The sequence below is a fragment of the Yoonia sp. genome (genome assembly GCF_014859355.1).
GTDB lineage: Bacteria > Pseudomonadota > Alphaproteobacteria > Rhodobacterales > Rhodobacteraceae > Yoonia.
The window spans coordinates 38,950-58,402 of the sequence record NZ_JACUUJ010000018.1 but is presented as its reverse complement, the minus strand read 5'-3'; the positions used below and the strand labels follow the sequence as shown (position 1 = coordinate 58,402).

The window sequence follows — 19,453 nt, the reverse complement described above, 5'->3', positions numbered from 1 at the left end:
CACCGCCATGATATGCCGCCCCTCAGGGCATCACCAACTTTCGCGCGTTTCTCGATCAGCAGGTGAAAGAGTAGCTTAATTAACGCCAGATCATGTCCAGCCGATGGGGAGCAGCTCACTTGCTCCGGGCAGGGCTTGGCAAGGGTTGATCGGCGATCTCGTCTTGCACTGAGCGATAAAACCATAATCCTCTTCAAGATGGCCACGGCGATGCTGTGGCCATCTTTTTTACCAATAAGACATACCACTTGCCTCAAGACCAAGCGCACCATGATCGCAGTCATTCAGCTGAGCAAGAGAAGCCAAAAATGTGGAGTTGCCGATCGGAAGCGATTGAGAACGGCTTTCTTTTGCGGCATCGCACGCCGGAGCGCGGAAATATCAAATTTCCATTTGGAAATTCCGCCTTACTGAGCCATCCTTTTTACATGAAGGTGAATACCAAGGCATGAATACTGGAGGTCATCAATCGCTCTCAAAGTGGCCAGTAATTGCTTTCAGTTTCAAGCAAAAACAAAGCCAAAATCATCAGCCACATTTCGAATAACCACATGATGCGCAGGTCATGCAGCCTTCGATCATCCGCAAATCATGTGACCCGCAAGCAGAACAGCTTTTGCCGCGCGGCGCGGTGTTCACGGCCATTACATCCGCGCGGGGGTCTGTCTTGAGCCCCATGCCTTCCCCTGCAAGAAACCCGATCGACACCATGTGTTTTTCGATCACGCCACCAATCGCCGCAAGAATGGACGGCACATATTTGCCCTGCATCCATGCGCCGCCGCGCGGGTCGAACACGGCTTTCAGTTCTTCCACCACGAAAGACACATCGCCACCGCGCCGGAAAACGGCGGAAATCATCCGCGTCAGCGCCACGGTCCATGCGAAATGTTCCATGTTCTTGGAATTGATAAATACCTCGAACGGGCGGCGGTGGCCTGCGATCACCAGATCATTGATCGTGATATAGATCGCATGTTCACTGTCGGGCCATTTGAGCTTGTAAGTCGCGCCTTCCAGTTCTGCGGGGCGATCCAGTGGTTCGGACATGTAGACAACTTCGCCCTCTGACGCAAAGACAGTGCCGCCGGCACCGTCGGAGCCTCCGGCGGGAGTATTTTCGGCAAGATGATGCGCAGGCTTTTCCTCGGACACCGACAAGACCGATCCCGTCACGTCATTCGGCCGGTAGGTCGTGCAGCCTTTGCAGCCCTGATCCCACGCGGCCATGTAGACATCTTTGAAATCGTCAAAGCTGATGTCTTCGGGGCAGTTGATTGTTTTGGAAATGCTGCTGTCGATCCATTTCTGTGCTGCGGCCTGCATGCGGACATGGTCCAGCGGCGCAAGCGTCTGGGCGTTCACGAAATGGTCGGGCAAGGGCGCGTCGCCCTTCAGGTCGCGCCACATCTGCACGGCGTAATCGACCACCTCTTCCTCGGTCCGCGAGCCGTCTTTTTGCAGCACCTTACGGGTATACGCATAGGCGAAAACAGGTTCGATCCCAGATGATACATTGCCCGCATAAAGGCTGATCGTGCCCGTCGGTGCAATTGACGTCAGCAGCGCATTTCGGATGCCATTTTGACGGATCGCATCGCGCACATCATCATCCATATGCTGCATTGCACCGCTGGCCAGAAATTTGTCGGCATCAAACAGCGGGAACGCGCCTTTTTCACTGGCCAGATCGACCGAGGCCAGATAGGCGGCGCGCGCAATCGCGTGCATCCATTCATCTGTCTGGGCGGCGGCCTCTTCTGACCCATAGCGCAGGCCGACCATCAGCAAGGCATCAGCCAGCCCTGTCACACCCAAACCAATGCGGCGTTTCGCGTGGGCCTCATCTGCTTGCGCCTGAAGCGGAAAACGCGAGGCATCGACAACATTATCCATCATCCGCACTGCTGTCGCGACCAGATCGGTCAACGCATCCTGATCCAGCGCCGCATCGGCCCCGAAAGGATCGGCCACCAGACGTGCCATATTGATCGACCCTAGCAGACAGGCGCCATAGGGCGGCAGGGGCTGTTCGCCGCAGGGGTTGGTTGCTGCGATGGTTTCGCAATAGGCCAGATTGTTCATCTGGTTGATCCGGTCGATGAAAATCACCCCCGGTTCGGCGTAATCGTAGGTTGATTTCATGATCGCATCCCACAGATCGCGCGCCCGCAAGGTGCGATAGCAGCTGCCATCGAACACCAGATCCCACTGGCCATCGGCCTTGACCGCCGCCATGAAGGCATCGGTGACCAGCACAGACATGTTGAACATGCGCAGGCGGGCGGGGTCGGATTTGGCGGTGATGAAATCCTGAACGTCGGGGTGATCGCAGCGCATGGTGGCCATCATCGCGCCGCGGCGCGACCCTGCCGACATGATCGTGCGGCACATCGCATCCCAGACATCCATGAAAGACAACGGGCCGGAAGCATCCGCCGCCACCCCTTTGACCGCCGCCCCCTTGGGCCGGATCGTGCTGAAATCATAGCCAATGCCGCCGCCTTGCTGCATGGTCAGCGCGGCCTCTTTCAGCATGTCGAAAATTCCACCCATGGTATCGGGGATCGTACCCATGACAAAGCAGTTGAACAGCGTCACCGACCGGGCCGTGCCAGCCCCTGCCGTGATCCGGCCCGCGGGCAGAAATTTGAAATCGGCCAATGCGTCGCGAAATTTGGCTTCCCACAGCGCCGGCTTTTTCTCGACCGCCGCCAGCGATTTTGCGATTCGTGCCCAGGTATCTTCGACCGTCACGTCGATCGGCATGCCATCGGCGCCCTTGAAACGATACTTCATGTCCCAGATCTGTTGGGCAATCGGGGCGGAAAATACGGTCATGGCGGTATCCTTGGTCACGGAAATGGCATTGGGAAGGACTGCGAACATATTGCGAACCCCCGCGCCGGTCAAACCATATCTGGTCATTTCGGCCCCTTGAAAGTAGGTTTCATCGGGTTAACTTTCATCCACATCCCGGGGGGGGATCGCATGACCAAAACAGTGCATATGCTGAAACTATCGGTCGGCACGGATGATGTGGCGGGCCTTGCCGCATGGCAGGGCAGCGCGCGCGCGCAAACCAGTGACGGTTTGCCGCGCCACATCACCCGCATGTGGCCAAAGCGCGGCGATGACATTCTGAACGGCGGGTCGATTTACTGGGTGATCAAGGGCGTGATTCTGTGTCGGCAACCGATTTTGCGGCTGGATGAATATATCGCAGGCGATGATATCCGCCGCTGCGCCATCGTCTGCCAGCCTGGCCTGATCCGTGTCGCAGCGACGCCCAAACGCCCCTTTCAAGGCTGGCGATACCTTGATCCAGCCGATGCCCCCGATGATCTGCCAAAGGGTCGGCAAGAGGAAGACCCCCTGCCGCCCGAACTATCAAAGGCACTGGCCGCCATCGGTGTGCGTTAGCGCGCGCAGCACCGTCGCCACCGTCATCACGTCATCGCGGGTGCAATCAAACTGCCCGACCTGCACGCGGATTACGAACTGGCCTTCATGCCGCGTCTGGGTCAGATAGACCCGCCCGTCATTATTGACCTGCGCAAGCAGGTTTTCCGTGGCCGCATCATCGCCATAACGAAAGGTGAACAGCGACAGAATCGGTGCGGTGACGATGGTAAAACCGGGCATATCACCGATCACCCGCGCCAGTTCCTGCGCCCATGTCACGTGGTTGCGGATACGGGCCCGCAGCCCCTCTAGCCCATAGACGCGCAGCACGAACCAGATTTTCAACGCCCGAAACCGCCGCCCCAGCGGCACGGTCCATTCGTTGAAATTCACCACCTCGTCCTGCCCCAGCGTTTGCAAGTAATCGGGCCGCAGCCCCAATGACCGGATCTGCGGCGCGGGATCGGCCAGAAACTGCACCGCACAGTCAAATTGCACCCCCAGCCATTTATGCGGGTTGAACACCACGCTGTCCGCGCCATCGACACCGCCCCATAAATACCGGAATTCCGGGCAGATCATCGCCGAACCCGCCCATGCCGCATCCACATGGGTGTAAAGATCATGCGCCCGGGCCACCGCCAGACAGTCTGCCACCGGATCGCAAGCGCCGATGGATGTGCCGCCCGTGCAAAGCACCACGCCCGCAGGTTTGTATCCCGCCGCCAGATCGGCGCGGATTGCGGCATCAAGGGCGGCAGGGTCCATCCCGAAATCGTCGCGCGTGGGGATTTTTACCAGATTGGCCTGCCCGATACCGGCCAACCGCACCGCTTTGTCCACAGATGAATGGGTCTGCGCCGACGCATAGATGCGCAGGCGCGGTGCGCCAAACAGCCCCTCGTCAACCGACCGCCAGCCCAAGGCGCGGTCGCGCATCGTCAGCACCGCCGACAGGGTTGCGGTTGTGGCGCTGTCATGGATCGTGCCGGTGAAATGCGCGCCCAGCCCCAGCGCCGCGCGCAGCCAGCCCACCATCACCTGTTCCATTTCCGTCGCCGCCGGCGATGTCTGCCACAGCATCGCCTGTGCCGCGATGGCATTGGCCAGTTGTTCGGCCAGCATCGATGCCGGCGCCGCGTTGGCCGGAAAATAGGCAAAGAAACGCGGGTGCTGCCAATGGGTCATTGCATCGGGCACGATGGCCTCGAAATCCGCGAAAATCGTGTCAACGGGCTCGGCCTGTTCAGGGGGCGCCGTGGGAAGGCGCGCCGCCGTTGCCCCGTAATTCGTCTGCGCCCGCACGGGCCTGTCACGCAGCCCCTTGTGATAGGCCAGCGCCCATTCGGCCGCGCGCCGCGACCATTCCAGCAATTCGTCATGTGTCATGCGCGCACTAAGCCACGGCGCCACCGCCACCGCAAGACAGAGATACCGCGCAAAGGCGCCAGAACGGCAAGCGGCTGATTCCTTTCACATCGCCCTTTGCAAATCTGTGCTAGGCTGACCCTGACAGCAGGGCAGAAACAGGGGCGACACGATGTCAGACAAGGTCACAAACCTGATTGCGCGGATCAAGTCCCTGGAGGACGAGCTGGAGGATGCTTTTGCAGAACAGCGCGCCGCCCTGAACTTGCGCATCGAACATGGCCGCGCCGTTTTCGACCAAGAGGTGCAGCGCCGCCACTCCGCGCTGCGCACCGGACTGCTGCAATATATCGCAGGCTCGCGCCCGCTGATCGTGCTGACCGCACCAGTGATCTATGCGGTCATCATCCCCTTTGTGCTGCTTGATCTGTTCATCACGATCTATCAGGCGGTCTGCTTTCCGGTTTACGGCATCGAAAAGGTCCGAAGGCGCGATTACATCGCGATTGACCGGCACCGGCTGTACTATCTGAACGCGCTGGAAAAAATGAACTGCGTCTATTGCGGATATGGCAACGGGTTGCTGGCCTATGCGTCTGAAATCGCGGGGCGCACCGAAAAATTCTGGTGCCCGATCAAGCACGCCCAGCGCATGGAAAGAACCCACCCGCATTACCCCGACTTTGCCGATTATGGCGACGCAGAGGCCTATCACAAAAAGGTCGAAGCCCTGTCAGCCCGGCCAAAAACTGAAGATTGAACCGCTTAGATCGCCAGCGTGTTTTGCAACGATTTCATCGTTGCCCGCTGCGCATCGGTCCAATCGCGCCGTCGCCCGCGAAACAGCGTGGCCTGCGAGGCATGGATCAAACCGTCTTCCAATATTTTCAGCCCGTTGGCGCGCAGGGTTTCGCCGGTTGATGTGATGTCGGCAATCGCTTCGGCGGTTTCGTTCTTGACCGTGCCTTCGGTCGCGCCCTGACTATCGACCAACTGATAATCCGCGACCCCCTGTTCGCGCAGAAATTCGCGTGCCAACCGGTGATATTTCGTGGCAATCCGCAACCGGAACCCATGACGCGCGCGAAACGCCGCCGCCGCCGCATCCAGATCATCCAGCGTATCCACATCAACCCAAGCCTGTGGAACGGCTACAATCAGATCAGCGCCGCCGAATCCCATCTGCGTCAATTCGGTGACATGGCTGTCCCAGTTCGCGAGCTTTTCACGCACAAGATCAGACCCGGTGACCCCCAGATGGATATTGCCGGCCGCAAGTTCACGCGGAATTTCCCCCGCCGACAACAGCACCAGTTCCATCCCGTCGATCCCGTCCACGGCACCGGCATATTCACGTTCCGACCCTGATTTGCGCAGCGTGACCCCGCGCGCGCCAAACCAGTCAAAGGTCTTTTCCATCAGCCGCCCCTTGGACGGCACACCCAGTTTCAACATCAGTGCAAGGCCTCCATCAGATCAGGGCGGATCACGCCACCCACGGCAGGCACCGCACGCCCCTGCCCCAGCCGCGCGGTCAGCGCATCATACCGCCCACCCGTCGCGACGGGCGGCCGGTCGGGCGCATCCACCGCATAAAACCCGAATACAAACCCGTCGTAATATTCCAACGATGTGCGGCCATAGCTGCCCTCGAATTCGAGCGTTTCCACATCCACGCCACGCGCAGCCAGCGCGTCCAGCCGCTGCGCCATACGTGTCACCGCGCTGTTGATTGCGGGCATATCGACCGCGATGTCGCGCAGCGCACTTAGCACATGTGGCGCGGTTTCATGCAGGCCAAGCAGCGCATCAATCAGTGCCAGTTCCTCGCCCGAGATGGGCGCGGCCGCAGCATCGGCCCGCAGGGCGGCGATGCGCTGTTCCACTTCTGCACGGCTGCGCAACCCGATATCCGGCCCTGCATTTGCAAAAGGATCAGATGCCGCCAGCAAGGCGCGCCGTGACGCAGGCACAGGCACCTTGCCCGCATAGCGTTGCAGCAAGGCCTTGAAACGACGCGGCCGCCAGATGTGGCGCAGCAGCGCATTCTTACGCGCCTGCGTTGTGCGCAACCCGCCCACGGCAGCCATCAGCAGCCCGATGTCACCGGTCGCCGCACGCAACGGCAGCCCTGCCAAAGCGTCGGCAAACAGCGCAAAGACTTCAGCATCCGCAGCAGCGGGGTTCTGGCCGTCGAACACCTCGTATCCGACCTGCACATATTCATTGGCGCGGGTTTCATCGCTGTCCTGTTTGCGAAACACCTTGCCGGCATAGGTATAGCGCGCCGGGTCAGCGTGGCTTTGCATATGCCACTGCACAACTGGCACAGTGAAATCAGGGCGCAGCACCATTTCACCGCGCAAGGGGTCGGTCGTCAGATAGGCGCGCCCGCGAATATCTTCGCCATAAAGATCCAGCAGCGTATCGGCAGGCAACAGCACATCCGACGCAACCACCTGCGCCCCCTGCGCAACGAACAGATCCAGCAGGCGGCGCGCTTCGGTCGAGATGCTCAACATATGTGCCATCAGCCTTGCCCACCCAGAATGGCGCGCACACGGGTCACCATCTGATCGCGCGGCACCTCGTATTGACTGGGCCGGTCCTTCCATTCCGCAAGCGAGGCATTCTTGGCAATTTCCGCCCCCAGCACCAGATCCTTGATCTGCACGACACCGCTGTCAAACTCATCCCCCCCCGCGATGATCGCGATGGGCGCGGCGCGTTTGTCGGCGTATTTCAACTGGTTGCCAAAATTCTTGGGGTTGCCCAGATAAACCTCGGCCCGGATGCCCGCGTTCCGCAATTCCGAAACCATCGCCTGATAATCGGCCATGCGATCACGGTCCATGACGGTGACAACGACAGGCCCCTGGGCTGCATGATCCACCTGCCCCTTGGCCCGCAACGCGGCCAGCAGCCGGTCCACCCCGATGGACACACCGGTCGCAGGCACGGATTGCCCGGTGAACCGCTTGACCAGATCATCATAACGCCCCCCCCCCGCAACAGAGCCAAAGTTGCGCGGCCGCCCCTTTTCATCGGTGATCTCAAAGGTCAGTTCCGCCTCGAAGACGGGGCCGGTATAATAGCCGAGACCACGAACAACGGAAGGGTCGATCACGATGCGGTCGGGGCCATAGCCTTGGGCGGCGAGGAGATCTGCAATTTCCTCAAGTTCATCAAGGCCAGCCGCGCCAACAGCTGATTCGCCAATCAGCGCTCTGAGATTTCGCAGCACCGTAACATCAACGCCCTTGGCATTTAAGACTTCAGCCGCCGTACGGATTCCTGACACGGCCCTTATGGTAGCACTTCGTTGGTAGGTTTTGTTACCGTTAAAATACTGCACAATCGGAGCAACTTGCACATCACTCAACCCAGCACCCTTGGTAAAATCCCCACTCTCATCCTTGCGGCCTTCACCTAGCAACGCACGCACGCCCTCCAAGCCCAACCGATCCAGCTTGTCAATCGCGCGCAGCACAATCCCGCGCTTGGCCTCATTGTCGTCACCCGACAGGCCCGCCACCTCCAGCACCCCGTTCAGCACCTTGCGGTTATTCACACGGATCACGTAATCGCCACGCGCGATGCCCACGGCCTCCAGCGTATCGGCCAGCATGGCGCAAATCTCGGCATCCGCTGCCACGCTCGGCGCGCCGACCGTATCCGCATCGCACTGGTAAAACTGCCGAAACCGCCCCGGTCCGGGTTTTTCATTCCGCCACACAGGCCCCATCGCATAGCGGCGATAAGGGCTGGGCAGATCGTTACGATACTGCGCCGCGACCCGCGCCAGCGGCGCCGTCAGATCATAGCGCAACGCCAGCCAGTCGGCATCCTCCTGCCAAGCAAAAACGCCCTCGTTCGGGCGGTCCACGTCGGGCAGGAATTTGCCCAGCGCCTCGACCGTTTCCACAGCGGATGTTTCCAACGCATCGAACCCGTAACGATGGTAAACCTCGCCGATCTTGCGCAGCATGTCGTTGCGCGCGGTCACATCCGCGCCGAAATAATCCTGAAACCCCTTGGGCGTCTGCGCCTTGGGGCGGGGTTGTTTCTTGTCCTTGGCCATCTGGTCCTGCCTTCGCTGGTCTCGGGGCCGTTTAACCCGACACTGTGACAGGGGCAATGCAGTCCTGCCCCTCTGGCGCGGCAAGGCAGCCGGTTTCGCGCAACGCTCCCCCCTTCATCTTGGCCAAAAAACTCAAATCCCGCCCGTGCAACCAGCGCAAACCGTTGCTTGTGACACGTAACGGTGTAAAAGGCCCCCATGACCGACATTACACATCTGGAAGAACAGATCGCCCATCTGACCCGCATGGTCGAGGATCTGTCCGACATCGTCGCGCGGCAGGAAACCGAACTGGCGCTGGCGACACGGCGGCTGCTGATGCTGATGGAACGCGAAGCCACCCGCGAGTTGGACAGCGGCGGCACCATGCCCCTGGCCGACCAACGCCCGCCGCATTGGTGAAACACCCCGAAAGGTGGGTTTAACCTACCCTACGCGTCCTCCACCTCGATCACACCACCAAGCGACCGCAAGGCGCCCTTTATCTGCGGGTTCACCGGAAATTCCTGCCCCAGATCCAGTTCCACCTCGCCGGGCAGATCATCGCCCATCAGGCAGAAGTAGATCGGCCCGCGCGCCGCGCGCACGCCGTCACGGGCGGCATTTTCCAGAATTCTGGCCACCGCGCCAATCGCATCCGGTGCGTCAATAAACACCCGCAGGCCCGCACCACCCGCATCGGCCACCACGCTGTCAATCGGCGCCACCGACCGGCCCAGCAATTTCAACTGATCGCTTTCCATTGTCGCCACCACCGTCATCACGACCTGCGCGCCGGTTTCCAGAAAATCCCGCGACGCGTCCAGCACATCGGAAAACAGCGTCACCTCATACTGACCCGTCGGGTCTGACAATTGCGCAAAGGCAAAGCGGTTACCGCGTGCCGATTTGCGTTCCTGCCGCCCCGACACGGTGCCTGCCATTTTCACGATGCATTCGCCGCGTTCGGCCTTGGCCGTCACCTCGTCCAGCGTCAGCACCTGCTTGCGTTTCAGCGCACCCATGTAATCATCCAGCGGATGCCCCGACAGATAGAACCCGATCGCCTTGAACTCCTCGGCCAGCCGTTCGGCAGGCAGCCAGTCATCGTCGCCTGCAAGCCGTGGTTCGGGCAAGTCATCGCCTGCCTCGCCGAACAGCGACACCTGGTTGGATGATTTCTGATCGTGGATCGCCGCCGAATAGCCCGACAACGCATCAAGGCTGGCCCTCACCCGCCTGCGGTTTGCATCCAGCACATCAAAGGCCCCCGCCCGTGCCAGCATTTCCAGCGGGCGCTTGCCGATGCGTTTCAGATCGACCCGGCGGGCAAAATCAAAGAGGTTTACAAACGGCTTGTCGCCACGCCCAGCAACGATCAGCTTCATCGCCTCGACACCCACGTTTTTCAACGCGCCCAGTGCGTAAACCAGCTTGCCATCCTTCACGTCGAACGTCGCCATGGACCGGTTCACGCAGGGTGGCGTATATTCCAGCCCAAGCCCCTTTTTCACCTCTTGAAAATACACACCCAGCTTGTCGGTCAGATGGATATCGCAGTTCATGACACCGGCCATGAATTCCACCGGGTGGTTCGCCTTCAGCCATGCCGTCTGATAGCTGACCACCGCATAGGCTGCGGCATGGGATTTGTTGAATCCGTAGTTGGCGAATTTTTCCAAAAGGTCGAAAACCTCGGTTGCCTTCTTTTTATCAACCCCGTTTTCCATCGCCCCTTTTTCGAACTTGGGGCGTTCCTTGGCCATTTCCTCGGCGATCTTCTTCCCCATCGCGCGGCGCAGCAGGTCAGCCCCGCCAAGGCTGTAGCCCGCCATGACCTGCGCGATCTGCATCACCTGTTCCTGATAGACGATGATGCCCTGGGTCTCTTCAAGGATATGATCGATCAGCGGGTGGATCGAGGCCCGCTCTTTCAGGCCGTTCTTCACCTCGCAATAGGTGGGGATGTTTTCCATCGGGCCGGGACGATACAGCGCAACCAGCGCGACGATATCTTCGATACAGGTGGGTTTCATCCGTTTTAGCGCATCCATCATGCCGCTGGATTCCACCTGAAACACCGCAACCGTCTTGGCACTGGCATAAAGCTGGTATGACTTTTCATCATCCAGCGGGATTGCACCGATATCGTATTCAAACCCTCCCGGCGGCTGGTAAAGCACCGTGCCATCGGCGGCCACATTCAGCGGGCGGCCCGCCTTGCGCACCAGGTCAACCGCGTTCTGAATGACCGTAAGCGTCTTCAACCCCAGAAAATCGAATTTCACCAATCCGGCCTGTTCGACCCATTTCATGTTGAATTGCGTGGCGGGCATATCAGATCGCGGGTCCTGGTACAGCGGCACCAACTCATCCAGCGGACGGTCGCCGATCACGACACCGGCGGCGTGGGTGGATGCGTTTCGCAGCAACCCTTCGACCTGCTGGGCGTAGGTCAGCAGGCGGTCCACGACCTCTTCGTTCTTGGCCTCTTCGCGCAGGCGGGGTTCATCGGCCAGCGCCTTTTCGATGCTGACGGGTTTCACGCCTTCCACCGGAATCATCTTGGACAGCCGGTCCACCTGACCATAAGGCATTTGCAATACGCGGCCCACGTCGCGCACCGCAGCCTTGGACAAAAGCGCGCCAAAGGTGATGATCTGCCCCACCTTGTCACGGCCATATTTTCCCTGCACGTAGCGGATCACCTCCTCGCGGCGATCCATGCAAAAGTCGATATCAAAGTCGGGCATCGACACACGTTCAGGGTTCAAAAACCGTTCGAACAGAAGGCTATAGCGCAGCGGGTCCAGATCGGTAATCAGCAACGCATAGGCCACCAGCGACCCCGCCCCCGACCCCCGCCCCGGCCCGACGGGAATGCCATTATCCTTGGACCATTTGATGAAATCGGCCACGATCAGGAAATAACCGGGGAACCCCATGCCTTCGATAATGCCCAGTTCGAATTCCAGCCGTTTTTCATAGTCTTCGACAGGTGCGGCATGGGGGATCACGGCCAGTCGGGCCTTTAGCCCCACATGTGCCTGGCGGCGCAGTTCCGCGACCTCGTCATCGGCAAACTTTGGCAGGATCGGCGCGCGTTTATACACCTTGAAGGCACAGCGGCGCGCGATTTCAACCGTGTTTTCAAGCGCCTCGGGAAGATCGGCGAACAGCGTCGCCATTTCCTGCGGCGATTTGAAATAGTGCTGCGGGGTCAACCGCCGGCGCGATTCCTGCTGGTCGACATAGGCCCCATCGGCGATGCAGATCAGCGCGTCATGCGCCTCGTAAAGTGAAGCTTTGGGAAAATACGCGTCATTGGTGGCCACCAGCGGCAGACCCTTGGCATAGGCCATTTCCACGAAACCGCGTTCGGACAGCTGTTCCTGTTCGGGCAGGCCGCCGTCACCGGGGTGGCGTTGCAGTTCGACATAGATCCGGTCGGGGTATGTGGCCGCCAGCCGGTCCATCAACGCCTCGGCCTTTGGCCGCTGACCCTGCCGCAACAGCCGCCCCACGGGGCCGTCCGGGCCGCCCGTCAGACAGATCAGCCCAGCATTATACTGTGCCAATTCTTCCAGTGTGACCTGCGGCACCTGCCCGTCGCCCTTTAGATAGGCGCACGAATTCAGCTTCATCAGGTTCATATACCCCGCCTCGGACTGGGCCAGCAGCACGACGGGGGCGGGCGCGTCAGGGCGCTTGCCCGGATCAGGGGCGGTATAGGTCACATCCAGCTGGCAACCGATGATCGGCTGCACTCCGGCCTTGGCGGCATATTCTGAAAACTCGAGCGCGCAGAACATGTTGTTGGTATCGGTCACGGCAACGGCGGGCATCCCCATGCCAGCGGCCAGGCCAGAAAGTTTCTTGACCGGCACCGCCCCTTCCAACAGTGAATATTCGGTGTGGACGCGCAGGTGGATGAATCGGGGATGTGTGCTCATGCCGGCCAAAGTATCCGATGCGCGCCAGCGCACAAGGCAGCAATCGGGCTTTGCACAAAACCGCCAAAACCTAGCCCGTTAGCTTAGTTTATTGACAGGGCCGGTGCGATCAGCGACGCGCATGTCATGACAAAACAGCTTGATTCTTTTTTCGGGGCCATGTCGGACCCCACGCGCCGGGCAGTGATCGAACGGCTGGTCAGCGGCCCGGCCACGGTCAGTGAATTGCATGCCCCCCATGCGATGGCGCTGCCGACATTCATGCGCCATCTGCGCGTGCTGGAGGAAACAGGCATTGTCAGGTCGATCAAGAAAGGCCGCGTGCGCACCTGCCATATCGAACCGCATCCCCTGATCGCAGCACAGGGTTGGCTGGCATGGCAGCGGCACCTGTGGGAAACGCGTGCCGACGAAAACACCCCGTATTTTCCCAACCTGTAGGGTGGGTGAAGTTCCACCCTATCTTGCGCGCACTTTGGGCAGGCTTGAGGCGGCACGAAACAGGGGGCGCCGAAATCTCTTGCCAAACCGGGCGGGTGCGGCTTTCATGGACGGGCAAAGGCAGGTTGGTGTCTACGCCGCATCGACACCAGCCAAGACCCTGAACATCGGTAAGGCGGCAGGTTTTACATCATGAATGTCACGTTTCTTCTAAATGGGGAAACCGTGCAGGTCGATGCGGGCGCTACCCGCACCCTGCTGGACTGGCTGCGCGAAGACCGCGCCCTTTGCGGCACCAAAGAGGGCTGCAATGAAGGCGACTGCGGCGCTTGCACCGTGATTGTGCAGGATGACGGCGGGCCAAAGGCACTGAACGCCTGCATCCTGTTTCTTCCACAACTGCACGGCAAGGCGGTGCGCACCGTCGAAGGCATCAGCGCCCCCGATGGCACGCTACACCCGGTGCAGGCGGCCATGGTCGATCACCATGGGTCGCAATGCGGGTTTTGCACGCCGGGTTTCATCGCATCCATGACCGCCGCCCATATGCAGGGCCGCACCGACCACGATGATGTGCTGGCGGGCAACCTGTGCCGCTGCACCGGCTATGCGCCGATCATCCGCGCCGCACAGGCCGCCGCAACCGTCCCGTCACCCGACTGGCTGGCCGATACTCCGCCGGATGTTGACGCCCGGCCCTATGCACCCGAGACGCTGGATGAACTGGCCAGCTGGTATGCCGCACACCCCGATGCGACCCTGATCGCGGGGGCCACGGATGTGGGTCTTTGGGTCACGAAACAACTGCGTGATCTGCCGCAGGTGGCCTTTCTGAACCGCTGCGCCGATCTGCGCGCGATCACGATGACGGATGACAGCATCCAGATCGGCGCAGGCGTCACGATGACGGAGGTCTTGCACAAGATGGGTGAGTATCACCCATCCTACGCAGAACTGATCCGGCGCTATGGCTCTGAACAGGTGCGCAATGCCGCCACCGTCGGCGGGAATATCGCCAACGGATCGCCCATCGGCGATAACCCGCCCGCGCTGATCGCGCTGGGGGCCGTGCTGCACCTGCGCCATGGCGATGCGACCCGCGACATGCCGCTGGAGAATTTCTTTGTTGCCTACGGCAAACAAGACCGCGTGCCGGGCGAACTGGTCACCGGCGTAACGATCCCGCGCAGGGCACCCGATCTGCGCTGCTACAAGATTTCCAAGCGCTTCGATCAGGATATTTCCGCCGTCTGCGGGTGTTTCAACGTCACCGTGACGGATGGCACAGTGACCGCCGCGCGCATTGCCTTTGGCGGCATGGCAGGCACCCCCCTGCGTGCATCAGCGGTCGAGGCTGCGTTGATCGGCAAGACATGGGCGCAGGATACCGTGGCAAACGCCGTGCAGGCATTTGCGCAGGATTACACCCCGATGACCGATATGCGCGCATCGGCGGGTTACCGGCTGCAAACGGCAGAAAACCTGCTACACCGCTATTTCGCAGACCGCAGCGGACAGGTGACAAGCGTGCTGGAGGTGCAAACATGAGCATCGCCAAATCCCTGCCCCATGACGCTGCCCGCCTGCATGTCACCGGCACCGCGCGCTATGTCGATGACATCCCGACGCCGACAGGCACGCTGCATCTGGCCTTTGGCCTGTCCGGTATCGCCTGTGGCGCGATCACGGCGATGGAGCTGTCCGCCGTGCGCGCCGCGCCCGGTGTGGTGGCTGTTCTGACGGCGGATGACCTGCCGTTTGCCAATGATGTGTCGCCATCGATCCACGATGAACCGCTGCTGGCGACGGTGGACCTGCATTATCTGGGCCAGCCGGTGTTTGTGGTTGTGGCCGACAGCCACCTGAACGCGCGCAGGGCCGCACGGCTGGGCAAGCTAACCTATCGTGAAGACCCCGCGATCCTGACCATCGACGCGGCACTTGCTGCCGACAGCCGTTTCGAGGATGGCCCTCGCATCTGGACCAAGGGCGATGTCGATCAGGCGCTGGCATCCGCACCGCACCGCCTGCAAGGCGCGATCAGCATGGGCGGGCAGGAACATTTTTACCTTGAAGGGCAAGCCGCCCTTGCCCTGCCGCAGGAAGGTGGCGACATGGTGGTGCATTCTTCCACCCAGCACCCCACCGAAATCCAGCACAAGGTGGCCGATGCACTGGGCTTGCCGATGCACGCTGTGCGCTGCGAGGTGCGGCGCATGGGTGGCGGATTCGGCGGCAAGGAAAGCCAGGGCAACGCGCTGGCGGTGGCCTGCGCCGTCGCCGCGCGGGCGACGGGGCGGCCTTGCAAGATGCGCTATGACCGCGACGACGACATGATGATCACCGGCAAAAGGCACGATTTCCGCATCAGTTATGACGTGGGTTTTGACGATGACGGGCGGCTGCGTGGCGTGGATTTCGTGCAGATGACCCGTTGCGGCTGGGCGCTTGACCTGTCGCTGCCCGTGGCTGACCGGGCGATGCTGCATGCCGATAACGCCTATCACCTGCCTGCCGCGCGCATCACCTCGCATCGGTTGAAAACCAACACCCAATCCGCCACCGCCTTTCGCGGCTTTGGCGGCCCGCAAGGGGTGCTGGGGATCGAACGAATAATGGACGAAGTTGCTGCCCATCTAGGGCTGGACCCGGTCGCGCTGCGTCAGCGGAATTACTATGACGCGATGCACACAGGGGGGCTGTCTGCCCCCCGCGCTGCGCGCCCCCCCGAAGGTATTTCTGAACAAAAGAAGGCAGGGGCGGTGCAGACGACGCCCTATCAGATGCCGGTCACGGATTTCATTCTGCACGAGATGACAGAAGCGCTGTTGGTCACATCGGACTATCATCACCGGCGCACGGCAATTTCGGATTGGAACGCCGCGAACGCGATCTTGAAAAAGGGGATCGCCTTTAGTCCGGTGAAATTCGGTATTTCCTTTACGCTGAGCCATCTCAATCAGGCGGGCGCCTTGGTGCATGTGTATCAGGACGGGTCGGTCCATATGAATCATGGCGGCACCGAAATGGGCCAGGGGTTGTTCCAGAAGGTCGCACAGGTTGCGGCATCACGGTTCGGGATTGATGTGGCTGCGGTCAAGATTACCGCCACGGATACGGGCAAGGTGCCAAATACATCCGCCACGGCGGCATCGTCGGGGTCGGATCTGAACGGGATGGCCGTGGCTAATGCCTGCGACACGATCCGCGACCGGATCGCGGCCTGTCTGGCCGAATTGCACCATACAAGTGCCGAGAGCGTTCGTTTCGCGGACGGGCAGGTGCATGTAGGTGGGGAAAGCATAAGCTTTGCGCAAGCCGCGCAGACCGCCTATCTGCACCGAGTCAGCCTGTCGGCGACAGGGTTTTACAAGACCCCTGGCCTGTCGTGGGATCGGATCAAGGGCGCCGGCACCCCGTTTTTCTATTTTGCCCAGGGTGCTGCGGTGACCGAGGTGGTGATCGACACATTGACCGGCGAAAACCGCATTCTGCGGACCGATATCCTGCATGATGCGGGGGCATCGCTGAACCCCGCGCTGGACATCGGCCAGATCGAGGGCGGCTATGTGCAAGGCGCGGGCTGGCTGACGACCGAAGAACTGGTGTGGGATGACACGGGCCGTTTGCGCACGCATGCGCCATCCACATATAAAATTCCCGCCTGTTCTGATCGTCCTGATATTTTCAACGTGACGCTGTGGGATGCGCCCAATCCGGCGCAGACGATCTATCGGTCCAAGGCGGTAGGCGAGCCGCCGTTCATGTTGGGCATTTCCGCCTTTCTGGCGCTGTCGGATGCGGTGCGCGCCTGCGGGCCGCATGACCCTGATTTGCAGGCCCCCGCCACGGCTGAACAGGTGCTGGCCGCCGTGCAAAGGGCGCGGGGATGAAAGATTTTATTCGCATCAGCGTGCTGAAAACCGCAGGCTCTGCGCCGCGCGGGCCAGGCACGCAGATGTGCGTCTGGGCGGACAGGACGACAGGCACAATCGGCGGCGGTGCGCTGGAATGGCAGGCCATGGCCGAGGCACGTGCAATGCTGGCGAATGGCCGCGCACATCTGACGCGAACAATTCCGCTTGGTCCTGCGCTGGGGCAGTGCTGCGGCGGATCTGTCACGCTGGATTGGGCACGCAATGTGCCGGCGCAGGCACCTGCGGGGCGTCCTCTCTGGATTTACGGGGCCGGGCATGTGGGGCGCGCCATTGTCACCGTCATGGCCCCCCTGCCCGATTTCACGATCACTTGGGTCGATACCCATGCTGACAGGTTTCCCGAAACGGATGTAACGACACTTGTGGCCACTGCCCCTGCGCTGGCCGTGAAACATGCGCCCGACGATGCCGCGCATCTGATCCTGACCTATAGCCACGAGATCGACCTTGCCTTATGCCATGCCATTTTGTGCCGCGATTTTTTCAGTGTCGGGTTGATCGGATCGGCAACCAAATGGGCGCGGTTCAAAACGCGGCTGGTCGCCTTAGGGCACAGCCCTGCCCAAATTGCGCGCATTGCCTGCCCGATTGGCGACCCTGCCCTTGGAAAACATCCCGCAGCAATTGCACTTGGCGTCGCAACTGCCATGATGGCCGACAACACACACCGCGCCAAGGACCGCACGGCATGACTGAACCACTGTTGCGCCTGTCCGGCCTGACCAAAGCCTACCCGGGTGTCGTCGCCAACCGCGACGTGTCATTTGATATTGCGCGCGGCGAGGTCCATGCCCTGCTGGGGGAAAACGGCGCTGGCAAATCGACGCTAGTGAAAACGATCTACGGGTTGGTCAAACCCGACCACGGCACGATGATGCTGGCGGGGCAACCCTTTGCCCCGGCAGATCCCCATGCGGCGCGGACTGCCGGCGTGGCGATGGTGTTTCAGCATTTTTCGCTGTTCGACGCGATGAACGTGGCCGAAAATATCGCCCTTGGCATGGAAAACCCGCCCCCCCAGCGCGCGATTGCGGCACAGGTGCGCAGGGTGTCCGACCAATACGGGCTGCCGCTGGACCCGACCCGGATCGTGGGCGAATTGTCTGCCGGGGAACGCCAGCGGGTTGAGATCATCCGCTGCCTGCTGCAAGACCCCAAGCTGTTGATCATGGACGAACCCACATCGGTGCTGACCCCGCAAGAGGTGGCGATCTTGTTCGAAACCCTGCGCAAACTGCGCGCGGAAGGCACCGCGATCTTGTATATTTCGCACAAGCTGGAGGAAATCCGCGCCCTTTGTGACACAGCGACGGTGCTGCGGCTGGGTGCGGTTGTTGGCACCTGCGACCCGCGCGTGACATCAGCCCGCGATATGGCCGAACTGATGGTGGGCGCGGTGTTGCAGGCGCCGCAAAAGGCCGACCGGCGCGCAGGCGACGTGGTTTTGACACTGCAAAACCTGAGCGCGCGCGCGCCCCATCGTTTCGGCACGGCACTGATGGATATCTGCCTTGATGTCCGCAAAGGCGAGGTACTGGGCATCGGCGGGGTTGCGGGTAACGGGCAGGACGAACTGGTCGCGGCGCTGTCGGGCGAGCTACGCACAAAGGCCGGGATGATCACCTATCAAGGACGCCAGATTGGCCAGATGTCGCCCAACGCCCGCCGCCGGATCGGCCTGCTGGCCGCGCCCGAGGAACGGATGGGCCATGCCGCCGCCCCTGACATGTCGCTGACTGAAAACGCAGTGATGACGGCAATGACGCGACAGGCGCTGACCAGCTATGGATTTGTCCACTGGGCCCGCGCGCGGGCTTTTGCCCAAGGTGTGATCAGCACGTTTGACGTGCGTACCCCTGGGCCAGGCACTGCCGCGCGGTCGCTGTCGGGGGGCAATTTGCAGAAATTCGTTATTGGCCGCGAGATCATGCAGAACCCCGATGTGCTGGTGGTCAATCAGCCCACATGGGGTGTTGATGCATCGGCTGCCGCCGCAATCCGGCAGGCGCTGCTGGATCTGGCCGCCAAAGGGGCGGCGGTGATCTGCATTTCGCAGGATCTGGACGAATTGATGGAAATTTCCGACAGGTTCGCCGCATTGAACGAGGGCCGCCTGTCGGTGCCGCGCCCGGCAAAAGGGCTGAGCGTCGAAGAGATCGGCCTGATGCTGGGTGGTGCGCATGATATGGAAGTCGCGCGGAACGGGCGCGAAGCAAAAGGTGCGCGGGACGCGCAGAAGTCAGGGGTGTCGCATGTGGATGGGTAGGGATGCCTCCGGCGGGAGTTTT

The 19,453-nt window shown here is 61.0% G+C and carries 15 protein-coding genes; 8 read left to right on the top strand and 7 right to left on the bottom strand.

All coding sequences use genetic code 11. From position 1 onward, the window contains the following. On the bottom strand, positions 1–272 hold a 272-nt coding region (locus tag IBX59_RS08415), incomplete at its 3' end, for a hypothetical protein (RefSeq protein WP_296374417.1). Between the two features lie 256 nt (positions 273–528). Then, positions 529–2,841 carry an adenosylcobalamin-dependent ribonucleoside-diphosphate reductase gene (locus IBX59_RS08410; protein ID WP_296374428.1) on the bottom strand — a complete coding sequence of 771 codons (2,313 nt, stop codon included), beginning with the start codon at positions 2,839–2,841 and terminating at the stop codon, positions 529–531. Between the two features lie 150 nt (positions 2,842–2,991). Between IBX59_RS08410 and IBX59_RS08405 the strand changes: the two genes are divergently transcribed. Further along, positions 2,992–3,423: a DUF1489 domain-containing protein gene (locus tag IBX59_RS08405; RefSeq protein WP_296374416.1), complete on the top strand. Its 432-nt coding sequence runs from the start codon at positions 2,992–2,994 to the stop codon at positions 3,421–3,423. Here the strand turns inward: IBX59_RS08405 and IBX59_RS08400 are convergent. After that, positions 3,391–4,794, bottom strand: a complete 1,404-nt coding sequence (locus IBX59_RS08400) for an aminotransferase class I/II-fold pyridoxal phosphate-dependent enzyme (RefSeq protein WP_296374414.1) — start codon at positions 4,792–4,794, stop codon at positions 3,391–3,393. The two genes, IBX59_RS08405 and IBX59_RS08400, sit on opposite strands and share 33 nt — an antisense overlap. Positions 4,795–4,945: 151 nt before the next feature. On the opposite strand from IBX59_RS08400, the gene IBX59_RS08395 reads away from it, so the two are divergent. Beyond that, positions 4,946–5,533, top strand: coding sequence for a hypothetical protein (locus IBX59_RS08395; RefSeq protein ID WP_296374412.1), 588 nt, complete (start codon positions 4,946–4,948; stop codon positions 5,531–5,533). Between the two features lie 5 nt (positions 5,534–5,538). Here the strand turns inward: IBX59_RS08395 and hisG are convergent, their stop codons facing one another. Genes hisG through hisS form a run of 3 tightly spaced genes read right to left on the bottom strand, consistent with a single transcriptional unit; the run spans position 5,539 to position 8,854 of the window. Then, complete coding sequence (gene hisG / locus IBX59_RS08390; protein ID WP_296374426.1) at positions 5,539–6,231, bottom strand: ATP phosphoribosyltransferase; 693 nt, start codon at positions 6,229–6,231, stop codon at positions 5,539–5,541. Next, complete coding sequence (locus IBX59_RS08385; RefSeq protein WP_296374410.1) at positions 6,228–7,304, bottom strand: ATP phosphoribosyltransferase regulatory subunit; 1,077 nt, start codon at positions 7,302–7,304, stop codon at positions 6,228–6,230. The genes hisG and IBX59_RS08385 overlap by 4 nt, the downstream gene beginning before the upstream one ends. After that, a complete protein-coding gene (gene hisS / locus IBX59_RS08380; RefSeq protein ID WP_296374407.1) occupies positions 7,304–8,854 on the bottom strand; it encodes a histidine--tRNA ligase in 1,551 nt (516 codons plus the stop codon). Before hisS ends, IBX59_RS08385 begins: the two co-directional genes overlap by 1 nt. A gap of 198 nt (positions 8,855–9,052) precedes the next feature. Here hisS and IBX59_RS08375 point away from each other — a divergent pair, with 198 nt between their 5' ends. Beyond that, positions 9,053–9,256 (top strand): SlyX family protein, encoded by a 204-nt coding sequence (locus IBX59_RS08375; RefSeq protein ID WP_296374405.1) that lies wholly within the window; start codon positions 9,053–9,055, stop codon positions 9,254–9,256. Positions 9,257–9,285: 29 nt separating this feature from the next. Here the strand turns inward: IBX59_RS08375 and dnaE are convergent, their stop codons facing one another. Next, positions 9,286–12,786 carry a DNA polymerase III subunit alpha gene (dnaE, locus tag IBX59_RS08370; RefSeq protein ID WP_296374402.1) on the bottom strand — a complete coding sequence of 1,167 codons (3,501 nt, stop codon included), beginning with the start codon at positions 12,784–12,786 and terminating at the stop codon, positions 9,286–9,288. A 126-nt stretch (positions 12,787–12,912) separates the two neighbouring features. Here dnaE and IBX59_RS08365 point away from each other — a divergent pair, with 126 nt between their 5' ends. The 5 genes from IBX59_RS08365 to IBX59_RS08345 all read left to right on the top strand — a co-directional run bounded on the left by IBX59_RS08365 (position 12,913) and on the right by IBX59_RS08345 (position 19,431). Next, positions 12,913–13,227, top strand: coding sequence for a helix-turn-helix transcriptional regulator (locus IBX59_RS08365; RefSeq protein ID WP_296374400.1), 315 nt, complete (start codon positions 12,913–12,915; stop codon positions 13,225–13,227). A 192-nt stretch (positions 13,228–13,419) separates the two neighbouring features. Then, a complete protein-coding gene (locus tag IBX59_RS08360; RefSeq protein ID WP_296374398.1) occupies positions 13,420–14,775 on the top strand; it encodes a xanthine dehydrogenase small subunit in 1,356 nt (451 codons plus the stop codon). Continuing rightward, the gene (xdhB, locus tag IBX59_RS08355; protein ID WP_296374396.1) at positions 14,772–17,120 is read left to right on the top strand and encodes a xanthine dehydrogenase molybdopterin binding subunit; all 2,349 of its coding nucleotides are present in this window, start codon (positions 14,772–14,774) and stop codon (positions 17,118–17,120) included. Before IBX59_RS08360 ends, xdhB begins: the two co-directional genes overlap by 4 nt. Then, complete coding sequence (gene xdhC, locus IBX59_RS08350; protein WP_296374394.1) at positions 17,117–17,857, top strand: xanthine dehydrogenase accessory protein XdhC; 741 nt, start codon at positions 17,117–17,119, stop codon at positions 17,855–17,857. Before xdhB ends, xdhC begins: the two co-directional genes overlap by 4 nt. Further along, complete coding sequence (locus IBX59_RS08345; RefSeq protein ID WP_296374392.1) at positions 17,854–19,431, top strand: ABC transporter ATP-binding protein; 1,578 nt, start codon at positions 17,854–17,856, stop codon at positions 19,429–19,431. Before xdhC ends, IBX59_RS08345 begins: the two co-directional genes overlap by 4 nt. Positions 19,432–19,453: the final 22 nt, after the last annotated feature.